Annotated in this window: 16 protein-coding genes, 1 other RNA gene and 1 pseudogene; 11 read left to right on the top strand and 7 right to left on the bottom strand. The window is 27.3% G+C overall.

Annotated features, from left to right (window positions below):
* Positions 1–103: 103 nt before the first annotated feature.
* From rimM to rplS, 3 genes are read left to right on the top strand one after another with little or no spacing between them, the layout of a single operon-like run.
* The gene (rimM, locus tag ECAJ_RS04770) at positions 104–625 is read left to right on the top strand and encodes a ribosome maturation factor RimM (protein ID WP_011305034.1); all 522 of its coding nucleotides are present in this window, start codon (positions 104–106) and stop codon (positions 623–625) included.
* On the top strand, positions 615–1322 hold the full coding sequence (gene trmD, locus ECAJ_RS04775; protein WP_011305035.1) for a tRNA (guanosine(37)-N1)-methyltransferase TrmD: 708 nt from the start codon (positions 615–617) through the stop codon (positions 1320–1322). The genes rimM and trmD overlap by 11 nt, the downstream gene beginning before the upstream one ends.
* Positions 1315–1692 carry a 50S ribosomal protein L19 gene (gene rplS, locus ECAJ_RS04780; RefSeq protein WP_011305036.1) on the top strand — a complete coding sequence of 126 codons (378 nt, stop codon included), beginning with the start codon at positions 1315–1317 and terminating at the stop codon, positions 1690–1692. The genes trmD and rplS overlap by 8 nt, the downstream gene beginning before the upstream one ends.
* Before the next feature lie 241 nt (positions 1693–1933).
* Here rplS and ECAJ_RS04785 read toward each other — a convergent pair whose 3' ends face one another.
* Complete coding sequence (locus ECAJ_RS04785; RefSeq protein ID WP_011305037.1) at positions 1934–2416, bottom strand: CinA family protein; 483 nt, start codon at positions 2414–2416, stop codon at positions 1934–1936.
* A gap of 351 nt (positions 2417–2767) precedes the next feature.
* Here ECAJ_RS04785 and thrS point away from each other — a divergent pair, with 351 nt between their 5' ends.
* Both thrS and infC read left to right on the top strand, forming a co-directional pair.
* The gene (thrS, locus tag ECAJ_RS04790) at positions 2768–4669 is read left to right on the top strand and encodes a threonine--tRNA ligase (RefSeq protein WP_011305038.1); all 1902 of its coding nucleotides are present in this window, start codon (positions 2768–2770) and stop codon (positions 4667–4669) included.
* Positions 4670–4694: 25 nt separating this feature from the next.
* The gene (infC, locus tag ECAJ_RS04795; protein WP_081425143.1) at positions 4695–5216 is read left to right on the top strand and encodes a translation initiation factor IF-3; all 522 of its coding nucleotides are present in this window, start codon (positions 4695–4697) and stop codon (positions 5214–5216) included.
* A 2667-nt stretch (positions 5217–7883) separates the two neighbouring features.
* Here the strand turns inward: infC and tsaE are convergent.
* The 3 genes from tsaE to ECAJ_RS04810 all read right to left on the bottom strand — a co-directional run bounded on the left by tsaE (position 7884) and on the right by ECAJ_RS04810 (position 10132).
* A complete protein-coding gene (gene tsaE, locus ECAJ_RS04800; protein WP_011305040.1) occupies positions 7884–8351 on the bottom strand; it encodes a tRNA (adenosine(37)-N6)-threonylcarbamoyltransferase complex ATPase subunit type 1 TsaE in 468 nt (155 codons plus the stop codon).
* A gap of 25 nt (positions 8352–8376) precedes the next feature.
* Positions 8377–9081 (bottom strand): Bax inhibitor-1/YccA family protein, encoded by a 705-nt coding sequence (locus ECAJ_RS04805; RefSeq protein ID WP_011305041.1) that lies wholly within the window; start codon positions 9079–9081, stop codon positions 8377–8379.
* A 73-nt stretch (positions 9082–9154) separates the two neighbouring features.
* On the bottom strand, positions 9155–10132 hold the full coding sequence (locus tag ECAJ_RS04810) for a hypothetical protein (protein ID WP_011305042.1): 978 nt from the start codon (positions 10130–10132) through the stop codon (positions 9155–9157).
* 208 nt (positions 10133–10340) lie between these two features.
* Here ECAJ_RS04810 and gap point away from each other — a divergent pair, with 208 nt between their 5' ends.
* Positions 10341–11342, top strand: a complete 1002-nt coding sequence (gap, locus tag ECAJ_RS04815; protein WP_011305043.1) for a type I glyceraldehyde-3-phosphate dehydrogenase — start codon at positions 10341–10343, stop codon at positions 11340–11342.
* 39 nt (positions 11343–11381) lie between these two features.
* Here gap and ECAJ_RS04980 read toward each other — a convergent pair.
* Positions 11382–11522 (bottom strand): annotated as a pseudogene (locus ECAJ_RS04980) (type I glyceraldehyde-3-phosphate dehydrogenase); the annotation flags it as partial.
* A 150-nt stretch (positions 11523–11672) separates the two neighbouring features.
* Positions 11673–12332 (bottom strand): isoprenoid biosynthesis glyoxalase ElbB, encoded by a 660-nt coding sequence (elbB, locus tag ECAJ_RS04820; protein WP_011305044.1) that lies wholly within the window; start codon positions 12330–12332, stop codon positions 11673–11675.
* 118 nt (positions 12333–12450) lie between these two features.
* Here elbB and ECAJ_RS04825 point away from each other — a divergent pair, with 118 nt between their 5' ends.
* From ECAJ_RS04825 to ECAJ_RS04840, 5 genes are all read left to right on the top strand, one after another.
* The gene (locus ECAJ_RS04825) at positions 12451–13257 is read left to right on the top strand and encodes a pyrroline-5-carboxylate reductase family protein (RefSeq protein ID WP_011305045.1); all 807 of its coding nucleotides are present in this window, start codon (positions 12451–12453) and stop codon (positions 13255–13257) included.
* Between the two features lie 79 nt (positions 13258–13336).
* An RNA gene (ffs, locus tag ECAJ_RS04985) (signal recognition particle sRNA small type) lies at positions 13337–13429 on the top strand.
* A gap of 17 nt (positions 13430–13446) precedes the next feature.
* The gene (gene dnaX / locus ECAJ_RS04830; RefSeq protein ID WP_011305046.1) at positions 13447–14922 is read left to right on the top strand and encodes a DNA polymerase III subunit gamma/tau; all 1476 of its coding nucleotides are present in this window, start codon (positions 13447–13449) and stop codon (positions 14920–14922) included.
* A 14-nt stretch (positions 14923–14936) separates the two neighbouring features.
* Complete coding sequence (locus ECAJ_RS04835) at positions 14937–15242, top strand: YbaB/EbfC family nucleoid-associated protein (RefSeq protein WP_011305047.1); 306 nt, start codon at positions 14937–14939, stop codon at positions 15240–15242.
* A gap of 11 nt (positions 15243–15253) precedes the next feature.
* Positions 15254–16264 (top strand): aspartate-semialdehyde dehydrogenase, encoded by a 1011-nt coding sequence (locus ECAJ_RS04840; RefSeq protein WP_011305048.1) that lies wholly within the window; start codon positions 15254–15256, stop codon positions 16262–16264.
* A gap of 1041 nt (positions 16265–17305) precedes the next feature.
* Here the strand turns inward: ECAJ_RS04840 and metK are convergent.
* Positions 17306–18487 (bottom strand): methionine adenosyltransferase, encoded by a 1182-nt coding sequence (gene metK, locus ECAJ_RS04845; RefSeq protein ID WP_011305049.1) that lies wholly within the window; start codon positions 18485–18487, stop codon positions 17306–17308.
* Between the last annotated feature and the right edge of the window lie 359 nt (positions 18488–18846).

An 18846-nucleotide genomic window follows, 5' to 3' on the forward strand; every position in this document is an offset into this window, starting at 1 on the left:
ATTCAAAACACACCAACTAAAATTAAAATGATTCTAAAAATTTACAACTGAGATAATTTTATATACCATATTATAATATTGAATCGTATTACATACATATAAAATGAGAAACGACCTAATATGTCTTGGTGTGATCACATCATCTCATGGAATTAGTGGACATGTAAAGATAAGAACTTTTACAGAAAGTCCAGAAGATTTTACATCTTATGGAATGTTAACTGATGGAACAAATACATATAAGATAAGTATAGTATCTGTCATATCACAAAATATAATAATTGCAAAAATCAAAAACATAGTATCAAGAAATGATGCAGATTTACTAAGAAATAAAAAGCTTTTCATAGAAAAAGACAAACTACCAAACCTTACAAATAATGATGAATTCTACCACAATGATTTAATAGGATTGAATGTCATATTGGAAAACAACAAAGTTTATGGAAATATAAAGAAAATTCATAATTTTGGATCTTGTGATATTATAGAAATATGTCTTTCCAATTCTAAAAAAAGTACTATGTTACCTTTTACAAAAAACATATTCCCTTATATAAACATTAAAGAAAAATATATAATAATAAATTTACCAGAAACTATAGGGAATAGCAGTGACACTTAATGTTAACGTCCTAACTATATTTCCAGAAATGTTTCCAGGTCCACTAAGTTATTCAGTAATAGGAAGAGCTTTAAATAAAGGTATTTGGAATCTAAATGTTATTGATATAAGGTCATTTGCAAAAGACAAACATAAAACAGTAGATGATAAACCTTATGGTGGCGGACCTGGTATGATAATGAAAGCAGATGTTATAGGTTCAGCAATAGATGAAGTATTGAGTAAAAATAAAAATACAAAACTAATATACATGTCTCCTAGTGGAGTAAAATTAAATCAAGATATTTCTGGACAATTAACACATTTTTCTAATATAACTGTACTATGTGGTCGCTTTGAAGGAATAGATAAGAGAATTTTAGATTTTTATGATTTTCACGAAATAAGTATTGGAGATTATATATTATCAGGTGGAGAAGTTGCTTGCATGGTTCTCATAGAAGCTTGTGTCAGGCTTATACCTGGAGTAGTTAATAATACACAAAGTATATGTGATGAGAGCTTTACTTTAAATAATCAATTAGAGTACCCTCAGTACACACGTCCAGCAAAATGGAGAGGATTAGAAGTTCCTGATATCTTACTCTCTGGAAATCACAAAAAGATTAATCTTTGGAAAGCCAACCAATCTTATTGTATAACGAAGCAAAGGCGTCCTGAATTAACTGATACAATAAATGGAGATATATATGAGTAATTTGCTTAAGGAGTTCAATGAACAACAGATGAAATTGTTGTCCAATAAAGAAATACCAAAGTTTAGCGCAGGTGATACACTAAGAGTAAGCATGAAAATCTTTGATGGAGTAAGTGAACGTATACAAGTATTTGAAGGTGTATGCATAAAAAGAAGAAATAACGGTTTACACTCTTCTTTTACTTTAAGAAAAATAAGCTACAATGAAAGTATACAATTGCAAGTATTTTTATATTCCCCTACAGTAGAATCCATAGAAGTAGTAAAATTTGGTAAAGTACGTAGAGCAAAACTTTATTATATGCTGAGTCTATTTGGTAAATCTGCAAGAATAAAAGAACGCAGTAATGTTGCAAGACATGCTTCTTAATTTTGCAAATTGCACAGCATTTTAAGGCTATGATGTTGTGTATTCATTGCAGTAAAAACATAGTGTATTACTTCTATATATTTCATTTGCTAAGGTATTTTACAAGTTTGCATTGTAATAAATTAAAGTTTTTATTAAGAAATATTTTTAATTGTCATATACTTTCTTTATAGTAAAGATAAAATATGTATTACTGTACGCTATTTACTCTACATATTCCAAGTTTTTAATGATAAAACCTCTATTTTATTTTGTATAATAGAAAATCCATAGCTGCATTCACAGATAACATTTGTATTTCATTTCTACTCATATTATCACTAAAACAACACTTTTTATAATCACTATCAACATTTGAAGCATAACCTACATAAACCAATCCCACTTGCTCACCATCAGGACCAGCAAACCCAGTAATCGAGATAGACACATTAGCTCTTGAATTTTTTAAAGCACCAACTGACATTAAAATAGATACTTCTGAACTCACAGCACCACATTTATCAATAAGTTCTTTATCAATATCTAAAATGTTAGCTTTAGCTTCATTCGAATATACAACAAAACTACAATCTAATACTTTTGATGCTCCTGGAATACAAGATAACAAAAAAGACATCAATCCTGCTGTACATGATTCAGCTATTACTATTTTAGAATTATTTTCTACTAGTTTTAAAACACATGTTTTAGCTTTTTCTAATATTTCTTGTTTTATTATCACGTAATAACATTATATAAACAACAAACAAACTTATATCACTTAACAAGTAGTGAAACAATTAAAAATAAACAAATTGTGTTATACAACTGTTAACAAAATATAATAAATATACTACTAGTATTAGAAATTATACTTACATTTCCATAAACCTAAAACCTATAAAGTTCTTTAATCAATATAATTAGTTATAAAAATTGCAAAGATATCATTATTAAAAATACATTTAGTAGAATAAAAAAATTCTTAAATTATTATACAAGTTTATAATGTAATACATAAACAAATAAGATATAATAACAAAACATTGGTTATGTACTTTAAAATTATATGTTTAATTATGGTTAATGTAAGATGATAAATATTTATTTCAATAACAATCTATGTAAGCAATTTCATCGTGGAATCAAAGGATACGATGTAGTAGCTGATCTATTTCCAGAATTAAAAAATAAAGCAATAGCTGTAAAAGTAAATGGAGAATCTTACGATTTATCAAGAGAAATTACAGAAAACTGTACTTTTGAAGTCATAACAACAAATAGCGAAGAAGGTCTCGAAATTATACGCCATGATACTGCACATATCATGGCACAAGCAGTAAAAGAAATCTTTCCAGATACTCAAATAACAATTGGTCCAACTATTAAAGATGGTTTTTATTATGATTTCGCAACAGAACATAACTTTTCTAGTAATGACCTAGAGATAATAGAAAAAAAAATGATAGAAATTATAAACAAAAACGAAAGCTTTATACGTGAAGTATGGACTAGAGAAGAAGCGATAAAGTTTTTTTCTAGCATAGGAGAAGATTACAAAGTTAAAATAATATCCAAAATTCCAAACAATGAAAATATCACTGTTTACAAACAAGGAAATTTCATTGACCTGTGTCGTGGTCCACATGCACCTTCAACAAAAACATCAAAATCTTTTAAATTAACAAAAGTATCTGGATCTTATTGGCAAGGTAATTCAAGTAATGAGAAATTACAAAGAATTTATGGTACAGCATGGCGTAATGAAGAAGAACTAAAATCATATTTGAATAACCTAATAGAAATAGAAAAGAGAGACCATAGGAAAATTGGAAAAGAACTAGAGTTATTCCACATTCAAAATGAAGCATGTGGTCAAGTATTTTGGCACAAAAAAGGCTGGACTATTTACCGAACCATAGAAAACTACATAAGAAAGAAACTAGAAACCAACGGTTACATAGAAGTAAAAACTCCTATGCTTCTAAACAAAGAGCTTTGGGAAAAGTCAGGACATTGGGATAAGTTTCGTGAAAATATGTTCTTAAGTGAAGCAGAAGACAAAGTTTTAGCAATAAAACCAATGAATTGTCCATGTCATATACAAATTTTCAACTCAAAAATTAGAAGTTATCGTGATTTACCTATACGTATGGCAGAATTTGGAATATGTCATAGATATGAAGCATCAGGAGCACTACATGGATTAATGAGGGTGCGTGGTTTTACTCAAGATGATGCACACATTTTCTGTACAGAAAGTCAAGTTATCTCTGAAGCATTAAAATTTTGTAACTTATTAATGGAGGTATACAAAGATTTTGGATTCACTAACATATTAGTAAAATTTTCAGACCGTCCAGAAAATAGAGCTGGTAGCGATGAAACATGGGATAGAGCTGAATCAGCATTAAAAAAATCAGTTGAAGCTGCTAATTTAAATTATGTTTTAAATCCTGGAGATGGAGCATTTTATGGACCAAAATTAGAATTTGTACTCAAAGATGCTATAGGTAGAGAATGGCAATGTGGAACTTTACAAATGGATTTTGTGCTACCAGAAAGATTAGGCGCATACTATGTAGGTAGTGATGGAAAAAAACATCATCCAATAATGCTACATCGTGCAATTTTAGGCACATTTGAAAGGTTTATAGGAATACTAATTGAGCACCATTCAGGTAAATTTCCAATATGGTTAGCTCCTACACAATTATCAATATTAACTATAAGTGAAGAATCAATCGAATATGCTAATTCTTTAAAAACAAAAGCTGAAGAACATAACATAAGAGTTGAGCTTGATGCTACAAATGAAAAAATAAATTACAAGATACGGAATCACATTCACAAAAAAATACCTGTGTTTTGGATAGTAGGGAAAAAAGAAGTTAATGAAAATTCTGTATCTATACGTTATTTAGAATCAAATACACAGCAAGTAATGCCTATTGATAAAGCGTTGAAAACATTATTAACTTGTGTTAGCATCTAGTAATTTTTAGTCAGGAGTGTAAGATTTGAAAACAAATAAATTCTCTAATAAAAACAGGATCAACGAAATGATTACAGAAAAAAAAGTAAAACTTGTTGATCAAAATAGTGTTATGATTGGAGTTGTAGATATTGAAGACGCTTTATCTAGAGCTAAAGCTGTTAATTTAGATCTAGTTGAAATAGTACATGATGATGAATATCCTCTATGTAAAATATTCGACTACAGTAAATACAGGTATAGCCATAAAAAGAAAATAAGTGATTCAAAAAAGAAACAAAAAACCATCATAGTAAAAGAACTTAAGTTCAAACTTAATATTGGAGATAATGACTATAATGTAAAACTAAACATGTTACGTAGTTTTATAGAAAGAGGCGATAAAGTAAAAATATCACTCAGATTTATAGGAAGAGAAATACTCCACCCAGAAGTTGGAATGGAGATTATAGAAAGACTCATAAAGGACACTTCTGACATTGCAAAGCCAGAAAATTTACTAAAAAAGGAAGGAAATCTGATTAATATGGTGTTAACTGCCAAATAAACATCTACAGAATACTATAATACCTAAGTTATAGTATTCTTATTTCCTTCTATAAACCAAGAGTTAAAGCATAAATCCTAAGGCAACAACACATTTGTTACACTGTTTTAATAATTTAAACTCTTCAACTTATAGGATAGAATTTTTATAGAAATTTCATTTATTATAGTACACAGTATTTTTTGCATTTGCTATAAAACAGAATATGATAAAAATCCTTACATGATAGTCAGTATTATCTACAATATATGTCATTGAAAGAAAAATACTAAAAAAAACTGTTCATTATTTTAGTAAAAGATTTATTGTTACAAATATTACAGAATATCTTAACGCAATATTGAAGTCACTAACAACTGTACTTACCGTAGCATTATAACCTGCTTTACATTTTCAAGACACATTAGTAAATCAAAAATAATATATTAGGCATACAACTTATATTTGTTTTATTCACAATAAAAAGTTAATAATTTTCAAAACTTTAGTATCCATAAAACATATTTAAACATTGAGTTTAATACTATGCATGCAAATGACACTCTGTCACAAATTTCACTAATTAACAGTAGTGTTAAAACATTATAACCTTACTCTCAAATATCAATAAGTTTCAGTGTTTATAAACTGTGAATGTAGTTAATATTATGCACTCATATAAAAACTATCACAGTCACATCAACTATCAGTAAATTCTAGTGCTAAAAACCTATAACCTTATCTCAAATATCAATAAGTTTCAGTATTTATAAACTGTGAATGTAGTTAATATTATGCCTCATATAAAAACTATCACAGTCACATCAACTATCAGTAAATTCTAGTGCTAAAAACCTATAACCTTATCTCAAATATCAATAAGTTTCAGTGTTTATAAACTGTGAATGTAGTTAATATTATGCCTCATATAAAAACTATCACAGTCACATCAACTATCAGTAAATTCTAGTGCTAAAAACCTATAACCTTATCTCAAATATCAATAAGTTTCAGTGTTTATAAACTGTGAATGTAGTTAATATTATGCCTCATATAAAAACTATCACAGTCACATCAACTATCAGTAAATTCTAGTGCTAAAAACCTATAACCTTATCTCAAATATCAATAAGTTTCAGTGTTTATAAACTGTGAATGTAATTAATATTATGCCTCATATAAAAACTATCACAGTCATATCAACTATCAGTAAATTCTAGTGCTAAAAACCTATAACCTTATCTCAAATATCAATAAGTTTCAGTGTTTATAAACTGTGAATGTAATTAATATTATGCCTCATATAAAAACTATCACAGTCACATCAACTATCAGTAAATTCTAGTGCTAAAAACCTATAACCTTATCTCAAATATCAATAAGTTTCAGTGTTTATAAACTGTGAATGTAATTAATATTATGCCTCATATAAAAACTATCACAGTCACATCAACTATCAGTAAATTCTAGTGCTAAAAACCTATAACCTTATCTCAAATATCAATAAGCTTCAGTGTTTATAAAACATTTATTAATGAACATCTGATTAATATTATGTAGTTCGACAGTAAACTATATACCACCAAACTAAGTCTTAAAGAATCCACAACTTACACTTAGTTACTATATTCATTACACTATAGTATTCACAAATAATATATCCTGAGTCAATATCATGAATTCCAAGTTATAAATTTCTATATTCAAAGCAAGTTTTAGATTTTACAACCCATATAGTCACTACATAACTAAAACATCAATAATTTAGTACACATAAATAACTTTATTTCATTGTAAGCATTTGCACCTCTACAATAAACAATTATAATTTTACTGAAATAATATTGCAAATAAGTAAGTTTAAATATCAATAACCTATACAGTTACATAATTGAAATATCAATACTTAGCATTTATAAACAATTTATTATTTTTGTGAAATATTTCAGCTAATACCACACATTTTCAAAAAATTTTATATTTAACAGTAATTTCTAAAGTCAAAAATCCATAAAATGGAGTAGATTATTTTTTGAAATGTTAATAAAAATACCATACTAATAGTCTAACGTTATTATTGAAATATAAGTACTTTCTACTTTAATTCTACAATAATATTTTTATCTAAGAAAGTTTATTACTAATGTAATATGATATTTTCTTACTATTGATAATATTCTTTTTTCATAGATTTAAGTATGTTTTTAACACTTGAATTTGATAACAACAATAATGATATTAATTATACATATTTTCCAATAGCATTTGATTTTTTCACAATAAATAATATATCACTTTGAAAATATAAAAATTTTCCTATTATGATATTACTTGTAACTTTCAGTATTATGAAGTGCAATAGTGGATAATTCTTTTTTAATTATTTTTAAATAATCTACTATTTACTAAAATGTAAAGTTATATAGTTTATAAATACAGTGACTTAATCATTCATCATATTAGATCAGTTACCAATAATAAATAGTGCATAAAATTTTATACATCACTTACTTGCGTTTTATAATCTTATAATTGTAATTTTCAGTATTCCAACATGATATATACTTAGTTAGAACTTTATGTACTTATTTCATCCAATTTTCTTGAAACAACCTATAAAACAGTTCAAGTTACACTAATTAATTACTGTTTCTAATTTAATAAAAGAACATTAACATATTGCTATCTTCAATTATTTTGATGTATGAATTTCTTAAAAGCATTATACCAATCACTATCATTGGTAATAACTTCAATATCTCTAAGATTTTCTCTTATAGAACAGTTTATATTTATTCTTAAATTAAAATTTAATATGCTATCTAATAAGTTAGGCCACTCTACAATACAAATACCGTTATTACAAATACAATCTAAACCTAAGTCATATACTTCACTTAAAGAATTAATCCTATAAAGGTCAACATGGTATATTATAAATTCACTAGAATGATATTCATTAATAATACTGAAAGTAGGACTACTCACATCTTCAGATGGAATTAACGTATTAACTAAAAACCTAACAAAAGCAGTTTTACCAACACCTAAATCACCAACTAAAGAAACAGAGTCACACTTTTTTAAATTTAAAGCAACAAAATGAGCTAGTTTCTCTAAAAAAACTAAGTCAACAGAATTATATTTAAATTGCAATTATATACCATAAACTGCATAAAAACTATCTACGTTCACCTTGTAGATTCAATAAGCTTAAAAATATATTAACATAATTAAAGTATAAAGTAGTTGCACCTAATATAGCCATTTTATTGACAGAAACATCAGTTCCATCATTGAACTTATAGTACACATCTTTAATTCTTTGAGCATCATATGCAGTCATACCAGTAAATAAAACTACTGCAACAATTGATATAGCAAAATGCAATGGGCCACTATGCAAAAATAAATTAACTAAAGAAGCAAGAACTATTCCCACAAGTCCCATAAATAAGAACGTTCCAAATTGAGACAAATCCTTCTTGGTAACATTGCCATACCAGGCCATGATACCAAACATAGAAGATGATATAAAAAACACCTTTGCAATACTTGCTGAAGTATACACTAGAAATATATAAGAAATGGAAACACCCATCAATGCTGCAAAGCTAAAAAATACCGTCAGTACAGTTTGAAAACTGAAAACATTTAATTTATACGACATTAAAAAAACTAACCCTATAGGAGCAAACATAACTACCCAGTGTAAAGGAGTATTATATATCGCAGACATAAGAGCGGAAGATGAAGAAACAAAAAACGCCACTATACCAGTTAATCCTAAAGCCATAGCCATGTAGTTATATACTTTCACTAGATAATTCCTCAGACCAACACTATAGTAAGCACTTTGAAAACGTACATTACTGTAATTATCCATAAATACTCCACTTTAGAAAAAATTTAAGCCAATTAATTATAACAAAAAATATAAAAATATCAATATTAATTTATCATGAACCAGATAAGATTTGATCTTTATCTGAAAAATGTTGAACGTAACTTTCTTCCATACCAGAAGCAATATATTGTTCATCATCAATTTGTACTTTTGCTGATAATTCTTTATTAGATTTAATGCTGAAATGTAACATTAATGCATATCCTGTACAAAATATCATCATACCAATACAACGAGTTATAAACCCTAATGGCAATGCATCCATACCAAAAGGACCAAGACTATTTGTATACATTGCGCCAGCTCTACATTCAAAAGAAAGCAGTACTTTCCCAGCAAAAATCAAAAAAGTACCAAAAAATATACTACTAAAAATAAATGCTTGAGCAGGACTACCTGAAGATCTACCATCCCTATCCTTACTATTCTTACATCTAATTAAATAAGAAATTAAAAACATACTTGCAGCGATTAAGAAAAATATATTCCCTACAGTATCTACAATCCCTTGCAAATTAAATGCAGTACCATAAGGAATCTTGGTTACATCAAACATTGTTGTAACCATTAAACTAAATACAGCAACTGCTTGCATAATAGTGGTAAGGAATCCACCAGTTAAATCAAATTTATTTGCATGACCATCACAAAACTCTGCAACATCATTGCTAAAAGATACTGTATCATATTGTCCTTTACACTTTTTTATTTTTTCATTTAATTTTTTTCTCTCTTTTTCTATATACAAAACATTATATAAACCTGTAACAAGAAAAGATATACATAAAAGCAAAGCTACAAATTCAACAAGACAACCAAGAAAAATTGTATTTTCCTTACTTATACCCAGAATCCCTGACTGTAAAATAGCACCTGAAGCAAAAACTAATGCATAAAGTAAAGATACAGCCAGGACAATTTTTTTTCTAGTCACGTCTTGACTATTTAATTTGTATAAACTATAGTTAAGGGTTTTTAACAATTGCTCTTCAGCTATGCCTTTACCTTTTTTATTACTATTATCTAACATATCAATTATTTCACCTCACTATTCCTATAAAAAATGCACAACTAAACCTAATATTAAGATACGGCAACACAAGTTTATATTATAAATCAGAAAAAACAAAAAGCTATTAACTTTTTCAGTTTTATGAAATTATATAACTGTATACTAAATAAAGTAACAGAATGTAATAAGTATATCTATAATTATATAAAAAATAAAGGTTAGATCTATGAAAATAGGAATAAACGGGCTAGGACGTATAGGAAGATGTTTAATAAGGGCAATATATGAAAACACACAATCATCAATAGAATTATCTGCATTAAACGGATCTACATCATCAGAAATACATGCACACCTTATTCAATACGATTCTGTACATGGAAAATTTCCATATAATGTAGAATCAGAAGAAGGTTATATAATAATCAACGATAAAAAAATTCCACTATCAATTGAAAAAGAACCAAAAAACATTTTCTGGGAAAAACATAACATAGATATTGTACTAGAATGTACAGGGAAGTTTAACAAAAAATCTTTAGCAATACAACACATTAACTCTACAGTAAAAAAAGTTATAGTATCAGCACCAGTACAAGATTCTGATGTAACAATTGTATATGGTGTAAATAATGAAATGCTAAAAAAAGAACACAATGTAATTTCAGCTGGATCATGTACTACAAACTGTATAGCACCTATTTTAAAGATAATGAATGATACTGTAGGAATAAAAAATGGGTTCATTACAACAGTACACTCATACACAAATGATCAAAATTTAGTTGATAATAACCATAAAGACTTAAGAAGAGCAAGAGCATGTATGATGTCCATTATTCCTACAACAACAGGAGCAACAAAAACCATTGATTTAATAATACCAGAACTAAAAGGAAAACTTAATGGAACAGCTATACGTGTACCAACACCGAATGTATCTATGATAGATTTAGTATTTAATTCTGTTAAATCAACTAATGCTAATGAAATAAATGATATCATAAAAAATTCATCACAAAACTCCAAAGTTATAAGCATAACGGATAAAAAATTGGTATCTATAGACTTTTGCCATAGTACATATAGCTCAATAGTAGATGCAAATGAAACATGTGTTACTGATAACAACCTATGCCGTATAGCAGCTTGGTATGACAATGAATGGGCTTTTGCTATGAGAATGTTAGATATAGTATCATTATTATCAGAATTAATACAAAACTAGATTAGTAAATTACATAACTGTACTAACTCATAGTATAAAAGTTGATTTAATAGAATTAAATACTAAATCTATCATAGATACATTCGGTGTTGGTACACGTATAGCTGTTCCATTAAGTTTTCCTTTTAGTTCTGGTATTATTAAATCAATGGTTTTTGTTGCTCCTGTTGTTGTAGGTATATCTTATTGCAAAATAAACGAAAAATTAAACATATTTATAATAAAATACTTACTAATTATTATAAAATATAACTAAAACATATTTTTTACTAAGTAACTTTAAACAATATAAATTTATACTTTGTAGATCAACACATAAATTAAAATCAGCTACTTTATAGAATTTACCATAGATGATATCATATCTTGTATTCCAAGATATACATTATAAAGACTATCATTTCTCATATATGCTGAACAAGAAAATATTTTATTCACATCATCTTGAACAGATTTAATAGTAGGACAATCAACATGAATCCCTCCCAATTTATCTATTAAATTATTAGAATCCTCTCCTATTGTTACTTTAACCTTCGCAATATCTTTTAATACTTCAACCACTACTGCAGGTGATATACAAACTGCTCCTATAGGTTTTTTAGCATTATAAAATTTACACACAGCATTTTTGAACTCAGGTAATATACTTTCACCTTGTTTATCCTCATCAAACAAATTAGAAAAATTTTTTGCTACACCATATCCACCAGGAATTACTAACATATCAAACTCTTCAACATTTATTTGCTCTATATCATATATGGACCCTCTTGCTATTCTTGCAGATTCAACCAAAATATTTCTCACTTCCTCTACGGATTCTTTCTTTTGATGATCTATAACTTGTTTCTGATTTTTATTTGGTGCAAAACACTTAAAACTCACATTATTTCTATCAAGCTCAAGCATAACTAAAACAGCTTCTCTGATTTCTGACCCATCCATATGACCACAACCAGATAAAATAACAGCAGAATTCAACTTCATAAAACACCCTTTATTAACTAAATGCTAATTTTATAAAAACAATTTGTAATTTACAAATTTATTTGAGTACTATATATGCTATAAATTTATATCACAATGATCACTTATCTAATAAACAATGAATATATTATTAATAGGATGTGGTAACTTAGGAAGCATACTACTAAACAAATGGTCACATAATGCCCAAATATCAAAAGTCATTGTAGTTCAACCAAGCTTATCAAAAAGAGATGCCTTCAACAGTATAACTAAAGTTACATTTGTAAAGGATTACGAAAAAATAAGCAGAGATTTTGTTCCACAAGTTGTTGTAATAGCAATAAAACCTCAACAAATTTTTGATGTAATGCCAAATTATGGAATCTACAGTAAATCTGCATCTTTTATTTCTTTATGTGCTGGAATTGACGTTAATTTATTAAAAAAATGTTTAGGAAATACAGCAACAATAATAAGAGTAATGCCTAATATTGCAATGTCATTGAGTAAAAGTGTAAATCTTTCTTATATGGAAGAAGAATCACATAATGAAAAACAAAAAGTATCAATTATTTTTAACGATACAGGACTCATATATTGGATACAAAAGGAAGATATTTTTGATAAATTATCTCCTATTACTGGTTCTGGTCCTGCATTCTTCTTTTCTCTTGCAGAAGAACTAGTAAAACACACTGTAGAAGCAGGCATCAATGAAGAAGATGCTATTAAATTAGTATCTCAAACATTTATAGGAAGTGCTAAACTATTAGAAACAAGAAAAACTACTATTAGTAATATTATATCATCCATAACAAGTCGTGGTGGAATAACACAAGCTGCACTGCAAGTACTAAATTTAGATTTACCTAAAACAATTAGTTCATGTTTAAAAGCAGCAATGGAAAGGTTATTATACTTAAAAGATATGCATAATAAATAATGCATATATCTATAATAAACATATAGAAAAACAAATTATAAATTTTTATTTGATATTTCTTTTAGTTAAATTATAATGCAGAGGGTAATATGAGCAAAGGCCTTGTGAAGTCGGTCAGGTTAGGAATAAAGCAGCCGTAGCATTGTCCCTTTGGGTTGTATTGCCCATTTTTTATTTTACCACTTTAAAATGAGTTTCGCATTAAAGTACAGACCTAGTAATTTTAAGGATCTTATAGGACAAGAAGTTTTAGTTCGCGTCTTACATAATGCATTTCACCTAGACAAGATACCAGAATCAATACTTTTAACAGGTACTAGTGGTGTTGGAAAAACAACCGCTGCAAGAATAATATCAATGTGTTTAAATTGTGCTTTTGGACCAACATCTGATCCATGTAACACATGTCAAAATTGCATATCAATTAAAAATTTCAATCATCCAGACGTAATAGAAATAGATGCAGCAAGTAATACAAGTATAGAAGATGTAAAAGTGATTTTAGAAAATTCACGCTACATGCCAATTAGCTCAAAATTTAAAGTATACATAATAGATGAAGTACATATGTTATCTAACAGTGCATTTAATGCACTATTAAAAGTGTTAGAAGAACCTGCACATTATGTAAAATTTATTTTAGCAACAACTGAAGTAAAAAAAATACCTGTAACAATTATATCTAGATGCCAAAGATTTGATTTTCAAAAAATATCTACAGACAAACTTATAAAGCATTTAAAAGCAATATCAGAAAAAGAAAATATAACATCTGATGAAGAAAGCATTAAACTAATAGCAGATAATGCTGATGGATCAATACGTAATGCACTATCTATATTAGAACAAGCTGCTATATATAGTAATAAAGTTCTATCTGAAAAAAGCACAAAAGAAATGCTAGGATATGTCAGTAGACATACCCTGCTAGAAATAATAGAACCACTAGTTACAGGAAACACTTTAGAAGCACTTAAAAAATTTGAAGAATCATGCAATTCATATAGTCCTGTTATAATTCTAGATAACATGTTGCAGATTATTTACGAAATATGCTATTTCTCTATAACAAAAAACAATGACTCTTTATCTGACAATAATGTCATAACACATATAAAAAATGATAAGATTTTATCTACAACATTTTTATCGAGATTATGGCAGATGCTTTTCAAAGGAATACAAGAAGTAAAGTTATCTAGTTGTACAAAACATGCTGCTAATATGCTAATCATCAGATTATGTTACCTATCACCATTACCATCTCCAAAACAAATAATAGATAAAATACAAGACAATATAAAAACAAATAACAAATCTGATAATTATAAAGAAGAATTACTTGAATTATTAAAAGTCAATAACATGCAAGATTTATATAATCAAATATATGAATCCGACTTAGAAATAACAAATTACAATGACGGAATACTAAATATAAAAGCCAATAATACATTATCCAAAGATTTACATAATGATCTATCAAATTTTCTTAATAGCTCAACAAATAAAAAATGGAATATATCAATTGAACAAAATTTTAATATAAATAAAAATAGCAACACATGTTATAATCAAAGCTTTAACTCAACTGTTTGCAACATATTGCAAGAATTTGATGGTGCAAAAGTTGTAAACATAGAAAATATAAAAAAAGAACAATAACTAAGGAGTAATATATGTATTCTAGTGATCAATTATCTAGCCTACAGGAAATGTTAAAAAAGAAGTTTTCTGACTTTCAAGAACATCAAAAACCTCAAATTTTTGAAGGTTCATCACTTGGAGGGAAAGTATCTGTAAAAATTAATGTATCTAATATGGTAAGTTACCAGGTAACTGAAGTAAAATTAGATCCATCATTATTACAAGAAAAGGCTATTCTAATAGAAGACTTAATTAGAGCTGCATTCAACGATGCACTGAAAAAGTCATCCGACTACAATAAAAACCTTATAAGCTCTCTGCTACCATTTGGAATATAAAACAAAAAACTATGAATTACAAGATAGCAGTAGTAGGAGCTACAGGAAACGTAGGTAGAGTTATTTTAAACGTTTTATCAAGTAGATCATTTCCAGCAAAGGAAGTTATAGCATTAGCATCAAAAAAATCTGTAGGAAAAAAGTTAAGTTACGGAGATAAAATACTAGAATCTCAAGATTTAGATAGTTACGATTTTTTTGATACAGATATAGCAATTTTTTCAGCCGGATCTTCAATATCACAGCAATATGCACGAACAGCAGCAAATAAAGGATGTATAGTTATAGACAACACTTCTTTATTTCGTATGGAAGATGAAATACCGTTAGTGGTACCAGAGATAAATCCAAACGATATATCTCAATACCATAAACATAATATAATTGCTAATCCAAATTGCTCTACTATACAAATGCTTTTAGCTTTACATCCACTACATAAAATATCAAAAATAAAAAGAGTTGTTGTATCAACATATCAATCAGTTTCTGGTGCAGGAAAATCTTCAATGGATGAGCTTTATTCACAAACCAAAGGTACATTTATGAATCAAAGCATTGCACCAAAACAATTTACAAAAAGAATTGCTTTCAATTGTATTCCACACATAGACATTTTTATGAAAGATGGATCAACAAAAGAAGAATGGAAAATGGCTGTAGAAACAAAAAAAATACTAGATAGCAATATAGAAGTAAGCGCAACATGCGTTAGAGTACCAGTATTTGTATCACATGCTGAATCAGTAAATGTTGAGTTTTTCTCTGAGATTTCAGAAGAAGAAGCTTATGAAGCATTAGAAAATGCTCCAGGAGTTCTAATACTTGATAGAAGAGAAGATGGAGGATATGCAACACCATTAGATTGTGTACACGAAGATGAAGTTTACGTATCAAGGTTAAGAAAAGACAACACAGTAAAACATGGTCTTAATATGTGGTTAGTAAGCGACAATTTAAGAAAAGGCGCAGCACTAAATGCAGTACAAATAGCAGAAATACTCATAAAAGATTACTTATAAAAATCAATAACTAATAAAATTAAACATACATCTAATTTATGATTTAGCAAGTTTAACTCTACAACATCAATGACAGTATAAATGTAAGATTGTAATATGTTTAAAATAAAATAATTACATTATAGTAAAAAACGTAAATTATTTAGTAATCTATAAAGAAAAAATAAAACATTAAATGCAGTACAAATAATAGAAATTATCATTTATAAAATAAAGCTAATATAGTAATTTAAGTAGTAAGTTATAATTCAAAAAATTGTGTAATACTAAACCCAATAAAAATAATGTAAATGATTATACATATTGAAATATGCGATTTAGTAAGTACAGCAATTCACAAATAGTTCAAAACAATACAATAATAAAAGTATTCTAAAGAATTACATTACTTATAAAATACCAATAATCCTAAACATATATTTTACGTGTAATTTAATGAATGGTCTTATAAACATCAATACGGTATAAATACTAAAAAATTATTACATATTTAAAAAAAATATTAAATACGAAAAGTACATCTTTTAATGCATAAATAGTTCAAATATTAAATCAGAACAAATAATAAAAACACTCACACTTACCAATAGCTATACTCAACTAAACATGTATTTAAGTATAACTTAGTAAGTGATTAAAAATGAATATAGTTAAACATTACAAATAACATAAATTTAAAGATCATTTACAAAATAATTGAACATAGAAAACCCTGTAATAAGTAACAATAAAAAAATATGATGTACTATCAATGTAGTACAATACAAATACTTATAAATTACTATTAGAAAAAAAATCCAATAAATAAATTCTTATTAGTAAATGATAATTTAAAAAATGGAATAGTATTTTATATAATCACAACATAAATACTAAAAAGATATAAAATAACACAACTAACAGGTATTGTAATTTCACACTAACAAATAATTATAAAAAAATTACAAAACAAAAAGTACTATGCAAAATTAAATAAATCTTCATAACGATGATATACAAATGCAATATATCTATTGACTTTACAAAATAGAATAAAAATTATTAGTTTAAATAAAATTCATTTCTTAATTTTAAAGCAAAATCTTCCATTTCCCAAGAGAAGCTGCCATTTTCACCAGGAATTCTTCCAAAATGACCATAACAAGATGTAATTTTATAAATAGGATTAAGCAACATTAAATGTTTACAAATTCCATAAGGAGATAAATCTATATTATTTTCTATAAAACTTTTTATAATATCATCACTTACAACTCCAGTACCAAAAGTATTCACATAAAATGAAATAGGGTGAGAAATTCCAATAGCATAAGATAATTGAACTAAACATTGATTTGCTAGTTTAGCAGAAACAACATTCTTTGCTAAGTAACGAGCCATATAAGCAGCAGATCTATCTACTTTACTTGGATCTTTTCCAGAAAAAGCACCTCCGCCATGAGGTATGTGCCCACCATATGTATCTATCATAATTTTACGACCAGTTAAACCACAATCTCCAACTGGACCACCTATAACAAATCTACCTGCTGGATTAACTAAAAAATCACTATCAGAACACATCCATCCATCTGGTAAAGTATTCTTAACATATGGATATACAATATCTCTTATTTGACTTTGTGATATATCTTCAGAATGTTGTATTGAAAGTACAATATTAGATGCTTTAACAGGTACATTATTTTCATATAATAATGTAATTTGAGTTTTTGCATCTGGTCCAAGATTTGGTATCTCAAAGTTTTTTACCGCAGAAATAATATTTTTCAAAATCAAATGAGAATAAAAAATCGATGCAGGCATAAAAGTTTCAGTTTCATTTATTGCATACCCATACACTATACCTTGATCACCAGCACCTTGATTTTTACCAAAATTAACTCCAGCAACAATATCCTGCGATTGTTCATGTATTAAAATTTCAATAACAACATAATTCCAATGAAATCCATCTCGTTCATAACCTATATCTTTTATAACTTGACGAGTTATACATTCTATATCAGAGTTATTAACATTAACACCACAAATTTCGCCACTAATTATTACCTTATTTTTAGTTACTAAAGTTTCTATTGCAGCATGAACAATTGGATTCAACGATATATAATAATCAAGTATAGCATCAGATATTTGATCAGCAATTTTATCGGGATGCCCACTAGAAACAGACTCACTAGTAATAATGTATTTAGATGAACAATTTTGATAATAAAACATGTTAAAAACGTAAATCCAAAGATTTTTATAGTATCAAATATGAAATAACTAAACAATACATAATATCCAGATCTTTAAAAAATTAATACCTTTACCAATCTACACTAAACAACACAACTCACCAATGCTTTGAATTATCACTTCAATTACCAAGCAATAAGCATATCAAAGCATTAAAGATATCAAATATATTTGCAACTGTTAAATCATCATAATTTGTTACAATAAAACTAAATAATTAAACTTTCAAATCATAAGTTTTATAGACACCCCTTCTATATTATCTAATCAATCTAATTACAAATAATAAATTTTAGTAATGACAACAGTTTTAATTATCAATTTACCTAATAAGAATA

Origin of the sequence: Ehrlichia canis str. Jake (genome assembly GCF_000012565.1) — a bacterium.
Classification (GTDB): Bacteria; Pseudomonadota; Alphaproteobacteria; order Rickettsiales; family Anaplasmataceae; genus Ehrlichia; species Ehrlichia canis.

What these genes read in the sequence shown, in the direction of transcription:
- rimM (WP_011305034.1), top strand. Translation starts at nt 104, where the DNA reads ATGAGAAACGACCTAATATGTCTTGGTGTGATCACATCATCTCATGGA.
- rplS (WP_011305036.1), top strand. Translation starts at nt 1,315, where the DNA reads ATGAGTAATTTGCTTAAGGAGTTCAATGAACAACAGATGAAATTGTTG.
- thrS (WP_011305038.1), top strand. Translation starts at nt 2,768, where the DNA reads ATGATAAATATTTATTTCAATAACAATCTATGTAAGCAATTTCATCGT.
- ECAJ_RS04805 (WP_011305041.1), bottom strand. Translation starts at nt 9,081, where the DNA reads ATGGATAATTACAGTAATGTACGTTTTCAAAGTGCTTACTATAGTGTT.
- ECAJ_RS04810 (WP_011305042.1), bottom strand. Translation starts at nt 10,132, where the DNA reads ATGTTAGATAATAGTAATAAAAAAGGTAAAGGCATAGCTGAAGAGCAA.
- gap (WP_011305043.1), top strand. Translation starts at nt 10,341, where the DNA reads ATGAAAATAGGAATAAACGGGCTAGGACGTATAGGAAGATGTTTAATA.
- elbB (WP_011305044.1), bottom strand. Translation starts at nt 12,332, where the DNA reads ATGAAGTTGAATTCTGCTGTTATTTTATCTGGTTGTGGTCATATGGAT.
- ECAJ_RS04825 (WP_011305045.1), top strand. Translation starts at nt 12,451, where the DNA reads ATGAATATATTATTAATAGGATGTGGTAACTTAGGAAGCATACTACTA.
- dnaX (WP_011305046.1), top strand. Translation starts at nt 13,447, where the DNA reads ATGAGTTTCGCATTAAAGTACAGACCTAGTAATTTTAAGGATCTTATA.
- ECAJ_RS04835 (WP_011305047.1), top strand. Translation starts at nt 14,937, where the DNA reads ATGTATTCTAGTGATCAATTATCTAGCCTACAGGAAATGTTAAAAAAG.
- ECAJ_RS04840 (WP_011305048.1), top strand. Translation starts at nt 15,254, where the DNA reads ATGAATTACAAGATAGCAGTAGTAGGAGCTACAGGAAACGTAGGTAGA.
- metK (WP_011305049.1), bottom strand. Translation starts at nt 18,487, where the DNA reads ATGTTTTATTATCAAAATTGTTCATCTAAATACATTATTACTAGTGAG.